The organism is Methanosarcina sp. KYL-1, from assembly GCF_024372725.1.
Lineage (GTDB): Archaea > Halobacteriota > Methanosarcinia > Methanosarcinales > Methanosarcinaceae > Methanosarcina.
On record NZ_VOUA01000008.1, the window covers coordinates 66,153 to 79,403 of the forward strand.

The window sequence follows — 13,251 nt, forward strand, 5'->3', positions numbered from 1 at the left end:
GTCCCTTTTTTAATGAAGCCCTTTTCAGGCCTCGTCGTATCCTATTTCTTCTTTTGTAAGGTAGCAGGCAGGGTCGTCTGCCCAGACATTCCCATAAACGGCTTCGGCTCTTACCCGGAAGTTCCCGTTGCAGACGTCGAACCATTTGCACTTTGCACAGCGGTCAGCGTTAGCCTGGATAAAGGGCTTCCGGTTTTTGAGCCCGGCCATAATCTCGTCGGAAAGGTCGGTCCAGATCTCACTGAAGGGCCTCTCACGCACGTTCCCGAAAGAATAATGTCTCCAGAACTGGTCGGCGTGCACGGAGCCGTCCCAGGATACGCAGCCGATCCCGATCCCCGAGGAGTTACCCTGGTTCATGGAAAGGAGTTCGAAAACTTCGGCTGCCCTTTCCGGGTTTTCTTTAAGGAGCTTCAGATAGATGTACGGGCCGTCACAGTGGTTGTCCACGGTCAGGACTTCCGCGGGGAAGCCTTTCTCGTGCAGGGCCTTTGTCCGGTCCATTATGAGGTCAACGGCTTTCCTGGACTCTTCAGGGGAGAGGTCCTCGTCTACCATCGTCGAACCCCTGCCTGCATAGACCAGGTGGTAGAAGCAGACCCTGGGGATATTTTCTGCTTCCATAAGGTCGAAGATCGCGGGGATGTCCATTACGTTCTGCTTATTAATGGTGAAGCGGAGCCCGACTTTTATGCCTTCCTCCTGGCAGTTGCGCAGGCCCCGGAGGGCGGCATCGAAGGCTCCCTGCATGCCCCTGAATTTGTCGTTAGTTTCCCTTATCCCGTCCAGGGAAACGCCCACATAGGAGAGGCCCACGTCCTTTAACTTTTTTGCCAGCTCCTTATCGATGAGGGTCCCGTTTGTTGAGATTACGGCCCTCATGCCTTTTTCCCTGGCGTAGGCTGCAAGTTCGGGAAGGTCTTTTCGCATCGTGGGTTCGCCCCCGGAAAAGAGCATCACGGGAGAGCCAAAGGCTGCAAGGTCGTCGATCAGGGCTTTTCCTTCCTCGGTCGAAAGTTCATCCTTGAACTCCATGTCCTTTGCCTGGGCATAACAGTGGACGCATTTCAGGTTGCAACGGCGGGTCATGTTCCAGACCACGACCGGTTTCTTGTCTTTTGAAAACTGCAGCAGGTGAGAGGGAAGCCTCTTCGAATCCCTGCCGTAGCGGAGGGCGTCGGAAGGTTCCACGGTTCCGCAGTAGAGTTTTGAAATGCCTATCATGTTGATCAGTCAGAATAACGTTGTTTTCTGAAATTTAAAATGTTCTTTTTTTAACCGGTTTTTATGATGTGGACTTTTTAACCCCAACCCGGATTTTTATCAGGGCCAGCTTTTCATAGCTTGCTTTTCATAGCTTGCTTTTCTAGCTCGCTTTTCATAGCTTGCTTTTCATAGCTTGCTTTTCATAGCTTGCTTTTCAGGACTGCAAGCAGGGCTTCGAAAGTGAACTCTTCGGGGACCGCGTCTGCACTGACTCCATAGTTTTCCAGGGTTTTTGCCGTAGGGGTCCCTATGGCGCCTACAAGGGCCTTTCTCAGGACCTCTTTTATCTCTTCTTCTGCCCCGGCCAGTTCCGCATGCTTCATGAAGCCCCTTATCATCATCGAGCTCGTAAAGGCAAAAGCTGCGATTTCCCCTGCGAGGGAGCGTTCTATAAGCTCTTTCTGGGTTTTTCCTTCGGGGATGGTGAGGGTGTAGACATGAGTTTCGTAAACCGTAGCTCCGCACTCTTTCAGGCCCTCGATGAGCAGTTTTGCCCCGAATTCGCTCCTTGCAAGGTCCACGGTTTTCCCCTTAACTTCCGGGCAGAGGTCTCTTACAATTCCTTCGGAACTGTAGTCCCCGGGCAGGAAGGGTTTTTCAATCCCTATTTTTACAAGCTCTTTTTCCGTGTTAGGGCCGATAGCAATTACCCTTGTCTTTTTCAGGGCCTCGACAAAGCTTTCCTTTTCGCTTTCTGAAAGCTTGTTCAGGGTGAAAGTGATCCCGTTTGCGCTGGTGAATATCACATAGTCCGAAACGCCTTCTATGACCCTCTGCACAAATGGCTCGAAGCCTTCGTCCTTCAGGCCCTCAAGCCTTATCATGGGGGCATAGAAGGGCTCAAAGCCGTAAGCCCTGGCAAGGGCTTCGGACTTTTCCCTGTAACTTTCCGGCCTCATGATTGCAAGGACCGGCATTTTTGCCTCGTTTGTTTTTGTCATACCCTTATTCCCCTTTAATTCCGGTTTAAAAATCCGCTCCGGTAAGCTGTTCTCCGAGGACCTCGTGCAGGTGGACCACTTCCCCTATAACCGTGATAGCAGGAGCTTTTACTTTTCTCTCTTCTGCAAGGTCAGCGATGCTTTCAAGGGTGCCCACTGTAACCCGCTGGTCAGGCCGGGTCCCTCTCTCTATGACCGCAACAGGGGTTTTCGGGTCCTTGCCGTATTTCATGAGCTCCCGGGTATTCCGCCTGAGCATCTTCACACCCATAAAAATAACAAGGGTCCCCTCAAACTTTGCCAGGGTCGCCCAGTCAAGCCCGCTTTCCTGCTTTGTGGGGTCTTCGTGCCCGGTTATGAAGGTGACCATGGAAGTGCTTTCCCTGTGGGTTACGGGAATTCCCGCGTAAGCAGGCACTGCGATTGCAGAAGTAATTCCAGGTACGATTTCAAATTCGATGCCTTCTGCTACAAGCACCTCGGCTTCTTCGCCTCCCCGCCCGAATACGTAGGGGTCTCCTCCTTTCAGCCGGACAACCATTTTGCCTTCCTTTGCTTTTTGCACAAGAACCTCATTGATTTCGGGCTGGGTCATTGTGTGGTTGCCTGCATATTTTCCGACATCGATTTTTTCCGCACTTTCAGGCATGGAGTTAAGGATCGCTTTTCCAGGGAGCTGGTCATAGACGATGACTTCCGCGCTGTCAATCAGCCTGCGGGCTTTCAGGGTGAGGAGTTCGGGGTCTCCGGGTCCGGAACCCACAAGGTATACTTTTCCGTAATTTCCTGACATGTGATGCTGATTCCTTTATCTTTCTTTTTGGTTCTTTAAAGTCTGTAGGGTTTAAAGAGCTTTTATAATAAATAGTATGCCGTCTTTGTGTCGTATTATCAAACAATTTATATATATCGACACTTATATAAATTTCCCGGCAGATTGAACCTTGAAAACACGTTCTTGAAAACTGTGGAAATCCGGATAAACTCTGAAAAAAATGTTCATAAAGCCAGTGGTAATTAATAAATACACCTGAAAGTAATTAGTGAGTTCACCATGCTTCGCATAACTTTTCTCGGTACGGGAGGCTCTCTCCCGACTCGCAACAGGAACCCTTCCGCAGTGATGGTCAACCGAAAAGGGGAACTCCTCCTGTTCGACTGTGGGGAAGGCACCCAGCAGCAGATGATGCGGGCAAAGACAGGGATGATGAGCTTGTCCTCGATTTTTATCAGCCATTTCCACGCGGACCACTTCCTTGGAATTCCGGGGCTTATCCAGACAATGTCTTTTATGGGCAGAAAAGAGCCGCTTATGATCTACGGCCCGGTGGGGACCCGGGAATTCACGGAGCTTTTCAAGGCACTTGGCTACTTTAACCTGAAGTATGAAATCCGGGGCGTGGACCTGAAACCCGGAGATATTCTAAAAGAAGAGGAATATGTGGTCCGTGCCTTCAAAACCGAACACAGCGTTCCGAGCCTGGGCTATGCCCTTGTGGAAAATCCCCGGCCCGGGCGTTTCAACCGGGAGCGAGCAGTCGAACTTGGGGTGCCCCCCGGCCCTCTCTTTGCAAAGCTGCAAAAAGGAAACTCTGTCGAAGTAGAAGGCCGAGCAGTTAAGCCTGAAGACGTTATGGGCGCCCCGAGGCCAGGCCGGACCATTGTCTACACGGGAGATACCAGGCCCTGCAAAGCCGTGCTCGAAGCCAGCAAGGATGCCGACCTGCTTGTCCATGATGGCAGCTTTGCCGACGAGATGGCGGACTGGGCGGATGAGTCCAGGCACTCCACAGCCGGGGAAGCTGCAGCCCTCGCAAAAGAGGCCGGGGTGCGGCAGCTGGTCCTGACCCACATAAGTTCTCGCTACTCCGAAGATGCGGCCCCTATAATGAACGATTCAAAAAAGATATTTGAAAATGTTATTGTTGCAGAAGACCTTATGGAGCTTGAAATCCCCCACAGGCCGGAGTGAATTTCTAGGAAAGAATGTTTGGGAATGAATTTCCGGAAATGAACGTCCGAAAAGCAGGCTTTTTAAGGCAAATATTTTAATGTAAGTCTTTTAAAATATCCTCTTAGTGAACGGGTTGAAAGCGGGGCTTAAAAAAGACTGAATAAAATAACTCAAAAAAGACTGGAAAAAATAACTCAAAAAGACCGAGAACAAAACGGACTGAAAAAAAGGATCCGATAAGGGGCCTCGACCCAAAATCGATCTGCAAGAAAAGGTTAGTATAAATAATAAATTAAGCCGGATAATAAATTAAGTTTTTTTATGAGATTCAGGCTTTTAAGGTTCAGACCAGGGTCCAGTCCAGTTTGTTGTCTGCGGCATCGTAGAGGGTTACTTTCATCGTCTTGTCTTCAATATCATAGGTCGGCCTGACTCCAAGGTAGAGGGCATCTCCTTCCTTGATTTCGAGTTCGCCGTTAACCCTTCCGAAATACACCCGGCCTCCTGTATCTTTCTCTTCGACTGTGATACCTTTCCAGATCAGGTTCTTGATAACATTTACAACCACACATTCAAACCGGTCGATTTCACGTATTTCATTCATGCAGATCCCTTCAAAAGCTCTTTTTACATTTCGGTTGAGACCTTATTCAAATCTCACTCCTGATAGAGAATAATGATTTTTATAGATAAAACTATTCCCAGAACCTCAGGAAAATTCTGTTCCCGGGTTGCGGCACTTTAAGTTACTAAAATATTTAAATGTAAACTGTGCGGAAAGAACCGGGTTGAGGGATGGAAGAAGATAAGTGAGAAGAGTAGGTTAAAAGACCGGCTGGAAGAAAAGCAAAAAGGCAGAGAAAAGAAAAAAAGGTAGAAAAGTACAAAAGGGCAGAAAAAAGAGCAAATAATCAGGAAAAGACAGGAAAATATCAAAAAATCAGGAAAAATGCAAAGAAAAGGCTCGCGCATAAAAGTTGCGCGTCTCCTCTTTGCAGTTCACACATACATCCTTGAAGGATCAAGGACCGGATCTTTCTTGCCGAGTCTTGCGAGGGCTTTTTCGAAATCCTCTCCCGTGACAACTTCCCGGTCTTCGATAATCACCTGGTGCAGGGCGGTTTTCAGGATTTTTTCCACGAGGTCCCTGCCAGAAAGCCCTTTTACTTTCTTTGCCAGGGCTTTGAAATCACAGTCCTTTACAGGCAGCGGGAAGGTTTTTATGTTGGATTCGAAGATCCTGAGGGCTTCTTCTTCTCCCGGAAGGACAAATTCGATCTCTTCTTCAAACCTGCTCCGAACAGCAGAGTCCAGGGTGTGGATCCTGTTTGTGGAGCCTATTGTGCAGACCCCTTCGCGTTCCACGATCCCGTCCATCTCGGTCAGGAGGGCGTTTACGATTTCGCTTACGTCTCCCCTCAGTTCCTGGAACCTTCTGTCCAGGGCTATGGCGTCCAGTTCATCAATGAAAATTATGCAGGGAGCCACTTCTTCTGCCCGGTCGTAGAGCTGGTGGATCTGGCGGGCCCCGTCTCCTACGTATTCCCCTATCAGCTGGGTAGCCTTAACAGGGATAATCGGTACGTCGGTCTTGTTTGCAAGGGCTTTTGCAAGCATGGTCTTGCCGGTTCCCGAGGGCCCGAAGAAGAGGACATTTCTCGGTGCCCATTTCCCGAAACGTTCGGGCTCTTCTAAGAAGCGTTCTATAAGCCTGCACTTTTGCTTGGCAAGTTCCTGTCCGACCACGTCTTCGAAGTTTATGTTTCTCTTGATCTCACCCGAAGAGAGGAGGTTGCTTTCTTCCTCGGTTACAATTATCGAGGTCGATGTCCCTATTACTGATTCGGCAGGTTCCACATCGATGATGCGGTAGGCAAAGTCCGGAAACATCCTCCTGTCAAAGAGGTAATCTCCCTTGCGGGCAATGTACCCGTTCCACTGTTCCCGGGCGTAGAATTCAAAAACGTCCCTGTTTTCAATTACAGGGTACTCCTCCATCATGCCGCTCAGTGGATACCCTTCCGGCTTCAGGATAAGAAGTTCGGCGGTGGATTTCCCACCCTCAACGTTATTTTCATGAGTCTTTTTTGTATTCACTCTCTGGGAGACTGGTCGCACTTTGTTATCAACTCGAATGCTTTTCTATAACTATTAGTGACTTGAAGAGCTAATAAAATTAACCCTATAAAGCAATTTGGATGTTTTTCCGAAGAAGCCTCATTTTTCCGGGGACCTTAAGGGCATTCTGATCTTAAAATACCCTATTGTCCCGGTTCCTTCAAGGCACCACTATCAGACATAACTTTCAGGCATAACTGTCCGCGTATTTCAGGTAACAGTTATATATCCAGATATTCTAATAGAAAGGTATATGTCCTGCTGGATATAAGACTAATGTAAAATATTATATATGATTAAGAAAATAAGAGGGTCATATATTTGAATTGCTGTTTCACAGGCAGGATAATAATCCTCCTGTAAGGGTTTTATCAATAAAACTTAATCATATGACTGATCCAAAGCAAAGAATAATATATTTGGTACAATAATATAAAATTCTAACGTATTAATATAATGTAATTCTAGAGTATGATTTTTATGTTTACTATGGAGAACACGGAAGGTTTTGACCAGAAAACTCTTGATAAGATGAACGCTGAAGTCAAAAAAATTATAAGTAAGCACGATCCGAAGAACAAAAACTACAAAAAAATCTGTGAACAGATCGAAGACCAGGTCTTTGACAAATACTGCTCAGAAGTGTTCAGACCTTCTCTCAAACTCTGACACTCCTGACGGGCCTAAATTGTTCCATTGAATGCCTTTTTATTTTTAGGTTTCGATTTTTTTAATTTTTTTCACTTTTTTTCTTGCATCAGTTAAGTACTGAAATTCATAGATCCTTCGTTTTACTACCTCATAATTTTTATAGCATCCTGTGCATTTTATATTTATGTCTTCTCAGATCAGGAATTGTTTTGTTGTCTTGCTTGTTGTTTTCTCATTGCTTATGGTACCGCTTATGGCAGCAGCTGAAGAATTGCCGGCTGGAGACGGATCTCCTGCCGAAGGGGGAGACCCGGCTTCGGACCTGTTCGACCTGATAGATTCCAATATCGAGGTCTACAACCAGAACCTCAACCTTGCCCCCGGTTTTCTTAAGAGCCTTGTAGGGGATGAGGAGATCCTTTTCGTCATAACTCTTGAAGACGGCGGGGAACTGTACGCCTGGGGAGTAACTGAATCTGCAGAGTTTATCGAATTTGAAAAGCTTGAGAGCCCCGACGGAAATGAGCCGACCATAACAGTCAGGAGTGACGAAGCAACGGTTCGCTCCATAATTGATTCCTCTTCCCCTGTCCAGAAGTTCAGCGATGCCCTGAAATCCGGGAAAGTGGTAGTTGAAGATGCAGGCTTTCTCCAGAGCCTGATGCTCTGGGCAATGAAAGTAGGGCTTGGGAACCTTTTTATGTGAATCTGGCAGGTGCTTTTTCCTGCCGATTTCACTCTCTCATTTACTTTTATTTTCCTCTTCTCTTTTCTTCCGTTTTTTACTTCCCTTCTCCTACTTGCTTCTACATTGCTTCATTTCTTCCACTTTTTCCCCTTTCCTTCCCTTCCGAGATCGGTGTGTCTGAGAATGTTTTTATACCCCCATACCTTATTTTCAAGCATGGTTCTTCATAGTAAAAGTATGGTTCTTGGTTTCTTGCTAATTGTCCTTTTGCTTCTCCCGATTGCAGGAGCCTCATCTGAGGCAGGAGACATAAAGGAAGCTGAACTCTTTAAGGCAGACGATAATCCTGCAGGCGGGGAAAATGACCTTTTCACGGAATTGAGTGAAAAAGCCGAACTTTACAACGAGAACTTCGATGAAGTCCCCATGCTTTTTAAGAGGCTGGTGGCCAGTGAGGAAATTGCTCTCAGGATTAAACTGGAAAACGGCACGATGCTCTATGCGACTGCAATCATGAGAGGGGGAAAAGTAGGGGAGTTTTACAGCTACGAAACTGAAAATGATCCCAATTCGAAGTTCGGGCCTACAATAATCGTAGAAACCGATGAGCAGACGGTAAGGAAGGTCCTTGACTCGGATGACCCTCTCAGGGAAGCCGTAAAGAGCATGAACGAAGGCGACCTGGATGTCGAATGTAAAGGCTTCTTTAGACGTACCGTTCTCTGGGCAATAAAACAGCTTTACTCCTGAAAACCCGGAACTTTCCAGGTTTTTTATGCTCTTTAATTGGAAATTCTTTATTTCAGCCGAATACCCCGCAGCTTGCTGCGGGGATGGACACTTCCCCGAAAACCGTTGATGATATGCGCTTTCTCAAATCCATTTTTTGTTTGTTAACTTCTGCTCGAACTAAACCGTGTTAGGTCTATTGTCTTCTTTTACGGAATTTTCAGCGGTGGCGCGAACATACCCCGTTGCTTGCAGCGGGGTGCGCCAGCGCAACTTTGATTGAAAAATAAGAACCGGGATTTGCGTCCGGGCATTTTAATGCCTGACGAATTCCCCCGGATAGGTATACCTTCCTTTTTCCATTACCACACCGGTGTTTATGCTGGTGTTGATTCCGGTGTGTACGTCGTCTCCCATGATCACTCCGACCTTTCTCCGGCCCGTGTCCACCACCCTGCCTTTGACCATGATTTTGATGTTTTTCCCATCATGGCGGAGGTTTGCTACTTTCGTGCCGGCCCCGAAGTTGCAGTGATGCCCTATGACACTGTCTCCGACGTAACTCAGGTGCCCCACGTGGGTGTCGTCCATGACAATCGTGTTCTTGATTTCCACGGCATTTCCGACCCTTACATGGGTCCCGATTGACGTTGAAGGGCGGATAAAGCAGTTCGGCCCGATATCGCAGTTTTCCCCGATAACCACCGGCCCTTCGATATAGGACCCGCTCCGGATAAGGGAACCTTTTCCTATCACAACTTCCCCTTTTATTATAGAATGCGGCTCCACAGTGCCTTCGCACCGGCCCTTCAGGTCTTTGAGGAGATATTCATTTGCCTTCAGAAGGTCCCAGGGGTAACCTATGTCAATCCATTCTGATTCCAGGGGCCTGTACCCCACAGCTGCCCCGCTGTCTATCATCATCTGGATGGAATCCGTGATCTCAAGTTCTCCCCGCTCAGAAACCCGGGTCTTTTCTATGAAGCCGAAGATTGATTCCCGGAAGAGGTAGATCCCGGCATTTGCAAGGTTTGTGGGGGGAACTCTCGGTTTTTCTATAATCTTTACGACTTTTTCTCCTTCGGTTTCAAGTACCCCGAAGTCCGAGGGGTTATCCACTTCTTTTACGCAGATTACAGCTTCTTCTTCCCTTGCAAGCAGGTTTTTAAGGTCATCTGCCCCGATCAGCATGTCTCCGTTGAGTACGAGGAATGCTCCCTTGACATGCCCCCGGGCATGGCCTATGGCATCGGCTGTCCCCCGCTGTTTTTCCTGGCGCACATAGTCGATACTGACGCCCCATTTGCTCCCGTTCCCGAAGTATTCCCGGATCTTCCTTTCCAGATAGCCCGTAATGAAGACAAAGCCGTCAACTCCTGCCTCCACAGCTGCGTTAAGGATATGCTCCAGGATGGGTTTGTTTGCAACCGGGAGCATGACTTTCGGGTAGTCGGAAGTCAGGGGTTCCATCCGTGTTCCTTTGCCTGCTACAAGGACAACCGCTTTCATGTAAGTGCCTCCTTTACCACTTTTTCAGCCATTTTAAAGATCTCGTCCACGTTTTCCCGGGCCTCTGCGGTGACCCTCACCTTTGCTTCGGTGCCCGAGGGACGGACAAGCACCCAGCCGCCTTCCAGGTCAACGCGGATGCCGTCAATATCAAGGACTTTTCCCATGGGTTCAAGCTTTGCCTTCACCTTCTCCATGAGTTCGGCTTTCTTTTCGTTTGCACAGGGCAGGGCTCCTCTTTTCGTGGCGTAGCAGGGCAGCTCTTCCCTGAGTTTGCTCAGCGGCTTTTCCTGCACGATCTCAACCAGCTTTGCTGCAGCGTAGATCCCGTCCGGGCAGTAAGAGATGCGGGGGAAAATCCAGCTCCCTGAAGGTTCGCCCCCATACACGGCCCCGCTTTTCTTGATGCCTTCTGCCACGTAGACGTCCCCCACCCTGGTCCTCAGGATTTCTGAGCCCTGCAGGGAATCATCTACCATCATGGAGGTGTCCACGGGCACTACAACGGTTCCTCCCCGCCCTCCGCATTCGAAGCGCCCGAAGATTGCAAGCATTTCGTCCCCGGAAACAAAGCTGCCTTTCTCGTCAACGGCCATCATCCGGTCGGCATCTCCGTCATGGGCAATCCCGAGAGCTGCTCCGAAACTCACAACGGCTTTCCTGAGCATGGAAAGGTTTTCTTCATTGGGCTCGGGGTTCCTGGCCGGGAAGTGCCCGTCAGGCTGGGCATTAAGCGTTATTACCTCGCACCCGAGTTCCTGTAAAAGGTAAGGGGTAATGGTCCCTCCGGCTCCGCAGCCGCAGTCAACCACAACTCGCAGCCTGGAGTTTCCCACGAGTTTTTTTATCATTTCCATATGGGCCCTGACGGCATTTCCGTTTTCCAAAACCCTCCCTATCCGGTCCCAGGAAGCGAGGGGAAAGCTGCCATTCTCTATTGCTGCCTCGATTTCTTCCTGCTGGGCCGAGTCAAACGCCATTCCATCCGGGTTCCAGAGCTTGATCCCTACATGCTCAGAGGGGTTATGGGATGCAGTGACCATCACCCCGCAGTCGTAATCCCTTGCGGCATATGCAAGGGTGGGAGTGGTCACAAGCCCTATCCGTGTTACCTCGCAGCCGGCCGAAGTCAGCCCTGCAATTAGGGAATGTTCGATCATTGGGGCTGCAACTCTCGGGTCCCTCCCGATTACTGCGGTTTTTTTTCCGCTTCCTACCACAAGCCCTACCTTTAGGGCAAGTTCGGCAGTGATTTCTTTATTTGCTACACCTCTAATTCCTGAAGATCCGAAGAGTTTCATATTTCCCACTCCAACATTTCCGCAAATTCGGTGGTTTCTTCTCCTTTATGGCGTTTCCATGGCAGATCCAAATACCTATGGCTTGCTTACTTAACTTCCTTATTTTACTTAATCAATTAATTTCTTTATTTGACTTCCTTATTTGACTTCCTTATTTGACTTCCTTATTTGACTTCCTTATTTGACTTCCTTATTTGACTTTTTATTGAAATTTTAATTCTTTCTAATCACTCCACTGTGACGCTCTTTGCAAGGTTTCGTGGCTTATCGATCGAGCAGTCCAGGGCAAGAGCGGTGTAGTAGGCAAGCAGCTGGAGCACCACAACGCTCAGCAGAGGGGCTAGCAGCTCATCGCTCGGGGGGACCCTTAGAACCACGTCCGCATATTTCCCGATCTCTGTGTCCTTGCTGTCGGCCACTGCAATAACCGTGGCGTCCCTTGCTTTCACTTCTTTTATGTTGCTTAGCATCTTCTCATACGTTTGCCCCCTTGTGGCAATGGCAACTACCGGGGTCCCTTCAGCGAGGAGTGCTATTGGCCCGTGCTTGAGTTCACCTGCGGCAAAGCCTTCAGCATGGACATAAGAAATTTCTTTGAGTTTCAGAGCCCCTTCCAGGGCAATCGGGTAGTTCAGGTGCCTGCCCAGGAAGAAGTAGTTCTTTGCCCCGGCAAAATTTTCTGCACATTCTTTTATTATTTCTTTCTGGTTGAGGACCTGCTGGATCTGGCCCGGGATTTTCCTGAGTTCCGTTATGAAATTTTTGACGTAGTCCGGGCTGGACCTGCCCCTTACAAGGGAGAATTTTACGGCAAGGAGGTAAAGAAGGGTAAGCTGGGTGCTGAAGGTCTTGGTAGCTGCGACTCCGATTTCCGGCCCTGCGCGGGTGTAAAGGACACTGTCGGTTTCCCTTGTAATGGTGCTTCCTACGACATTTGTGATCGCAAGGGTCGGGCAGTTATATGACCTGATCTCCCGGACGGCTGCCAGGGTATCTGCGGTTTCTCCTGACTGGGTGATCGCAATGGCAAGAGTCCCCCCCTCCATAACCGGGTTTCTGTACCTGTATTCCGAACATATGTCAATATCACAGTGAATTCCTGCAATCTGTTCGATAAGGTACTTTCCCAGGAGTCCGGCATGCCAGGAGGTTCCGCAGGCAAGGATCTGCACCCTGGAAAGCTTCCGGATCTCGTCATCACCCAGGGTCAGCTCTTCGAGGTATATGGCCCCTTCAAGCTCTGATACCTTGCCTGAAAGGGTGCTGTGGATGGCGCTTACCTGTTCATGGATTTCTTTAAGCATGAAATGCTCGTATCCGGCTTTTTCCGCAGCTTCGAAGTCCCATTCTATCTTTTCGACCGTTTTATTCAGGAGATCTCCTTCCCGGTTAAAGACCTCCACCCCTTCCGGGCTGAGGACGGCTGTTTCAAAGTCGTCTACGAAGATAACGTCTCTGGTGTGGGCAAGAAAAGCTGTTACGTCCGATGCAGCAAAGTTTTCTCCATTTCCAATCCCTATAACAAGGGGGCTGTCTTTTTTGGCGACTACAAGCTTTCCCGGCTCGTCGGAGGAAACGGTTGCAACCGCGTAGGACCCTTCGATCTCTTTTAAGGCTTCCCTGAGCCCATCCAGAAGCCCGCATTTTACTTCGTTTCCTTCAGGTTTTCCGTAAATGTGTTTGTGGAGGAGGTGAACGATCACTTCGGTATCGGTCTCGGATTTGAATTCGTACCCCTCCTCTATCAGCTGTTCCTTCAAAGCCAGGTAATTCTCGATGATCCCGTTATGGACAATGGATAGTTTTCCCGGCTTGCCCGAGTTGTGCGGGTGGGCATTTTCCGTACTTGGCCTTCCGTGGGTTGCCCAGCGGGTGTGCCCTATCCCGACGTTTCCTCCTAGCTTTTTAGGGATTTCGGCTTCAAGGTTTACAATTTTTCCTACGGATTTATAAGTCTCAATCCCGCTTCCAAGCACGGTGATGCCTGCGGAGTCATACCCGCGGTACTCGAGTTTTTTAAGAGAATCGATAAGAACCGGTGCTGCAAGGCTTTTCCCTGCATACCCTACAATTCCGCACATTTTTTATCCTCCT

At 48.8% G+C, this 13,251-nt stretch carries 12 protein-coding genes; 4 read left to right on the forward strand and 8 right to left on the reverse strand.

The annotated features are described in order from the left end of the window. Positions 1-24: 24 nt before the first annotated feature. The 3 genes from ahbC to cobA all read right to left on the reverse strand — a co-directional run bounded on the left by ahbC (position 25) and on the right by cobA (position 3,000). Positions 25-1,224: a 12,18-didecarboxysiroheme deacetylase gene (gene ahbC / locus FTO70_RS08090; protein ID WP_255335235.1), complete on the reverse strand. Its 1,200-nt coding sequence runs from the start codon at positions 1,222-1,224 to the stop codon at positions 25-27. Between the two features lie 182 nt (positions 1,225-1,406). Next, the gene (locus tag FTO70_RS08095; protein ID WP_255335236.1) at positions 1,407-2,207 is read right to left on the reverse strand and encodes a uroporphyrinogen-III synthase; all 801 of its coding nucleotides are present in this window, start codon (positions 2,205-2,207) and stop codon (positions 1,407-1,409) included. Positions 2,208-2,232: 25 nt separating this feature from the next. Further along, on the reverse strand, positions 2,233-3,000 hold the full coding sequence (gene cobA / locus FTO70_RS08100) for a uroporphyrinogen-III C-methyltransferase (protein ID WP_255335237.1): 768 nt from the start codon (positions 2,998-3,000) through the stop codon (positions 2,233-2,235). Positions 3,001-3,261: 261 nt separating this feature from the next. On the opposite strand from cobA, the gene rnz reads away from it, so the two are divergent. Further along, entirely contained in the window at positions 3,262-4,179 is a 918-nt protein-coding gene (gene rnz / locus FTO70_RS08105; protein WP_255335238.1) for a ribonuclease Z, read from the forward strand. A 325-nt stretch (positions 4,180-4,504) separates the two neighbouring features. On the opposite strand, the gene FTO70_RS08110 is transcribed toward rnz, so the two are convergent. Together FTO70_RS08110 and FTO70_RS08115 are read right to left on the reverse strand one after the other, a co-directional pair. Beyond that, positions 4,505-4,765: a hypothetical protein gene (locus FTO70_RS08110; protein WP_255335239.1), complete on the reverse strand. Its 261-nt coding sequence runs from the start codon at positions 4,763-4,765 to the stop codon at positions 4,505-4,507. Between the two features lie 395 nt (positions 4,766-5,160). Further along, positions 5,161-6,279 carry an AAA family ATPase gene (locus FTO70_RS08115; RefSeq protein ID WP_255335240.1) on the reverse strand — a complete coding sequence of 373 codons (1,119 nt, stop codon included), beginning with the start codon at positions 6,277-6,279 and terminating at the stop codon, positions 5,161-5,163. Between the two features lie 480 nt (positions 6,280-6,759). Between FTO70_RS08115 and FTO70_RS08120 the strand changes: the two genes are divergently transcribed. From FTO70_RS08120 to FTO70_RS08130, 3 genes are all read left to right on the forward strand, one after another. Further along, the gene (locus FTO70_RS08120) at positions 6,760-6,948 is read left to right on the forward strand and encodes a hypothetical protein (protein ID WP_255335241.1); all 189 of its coding nucleotides are present in this window, start codon (positions 6,760-6,762) and stop codon (positions 6,946-6,948) included. Between the two features lie 235 nt (positions 6,949-7,183). Beyond that, complete coding sequence (locus FTO70_RS08125; protein WP_255335242.1) at positions 7,184-7,636, forward strand: hypothetical protein; 453 nt, start codon at positions 7,184-7,186, stop codon at positions 7,634-7,636. Between the two features lie 198 nt (positions 7,637-7,834). After that, the gene (locus tag FTO70_RS08130; protein ID WP_255335243.1) at positions 7,835-8,368 is read left to right on the forward strand and encodes a hypothetical protein; all 534 of its coding nucleotides are present in this window, start codon (positions 7,835-7,837) and stop codon (positions 8,366-8,368) included. Between the two features lie 294 nt (positions 8,369-8,662). On the opposite strand, the gene glmU is transcribed toward FTO70_RS08130, so the two are convergent. From glmU to glmS, 3 genes are all read right to left on the reverse strand, one after another. Further along, entirely contained in the window at positions 8,663-9,856 is a 1,194-nt protein-coding gene (glmU, locus tag FTO70_RS08135; protein ID WP_255335244.1) for a bifunctional sugar-1-phosphate nucleotidylyltransferase/acetyltransferase, read from the reverse strand. Next, positions 9,853-11,157 carry a phosphoglucosamine mutase gene (gene glmM, locus FTO70_RS08140; protein WP_255335277.1) on the reverse strand — a complete coding sequence of 435 codons (1,305 nt, stop codon included), beginning with the start codon at positions 11,155-11,157 and terminating at the stop codon, positions 9,853-9,855. Before glmM ends, glmU begins: the two co-directional genes overlap by 4 nt. 227 nt (positions 11,158-11,384) lie before the next feature. Beyond that, on the reverse strand, positions 11,385-13,238 hold the full coding sequence (gene glmS, locus FTO70_RS08145) for a glutamine--fructose-6-phosphate transaminase (isomerizing) (RefSeq protein WP_255335245.1): 1,854 nt from the start codon (positions 13,236-13,238) through the stop codon (positions 11,385-11,387). Positions 13,239-13,251 lie beyond the last annotated feature (13 nt).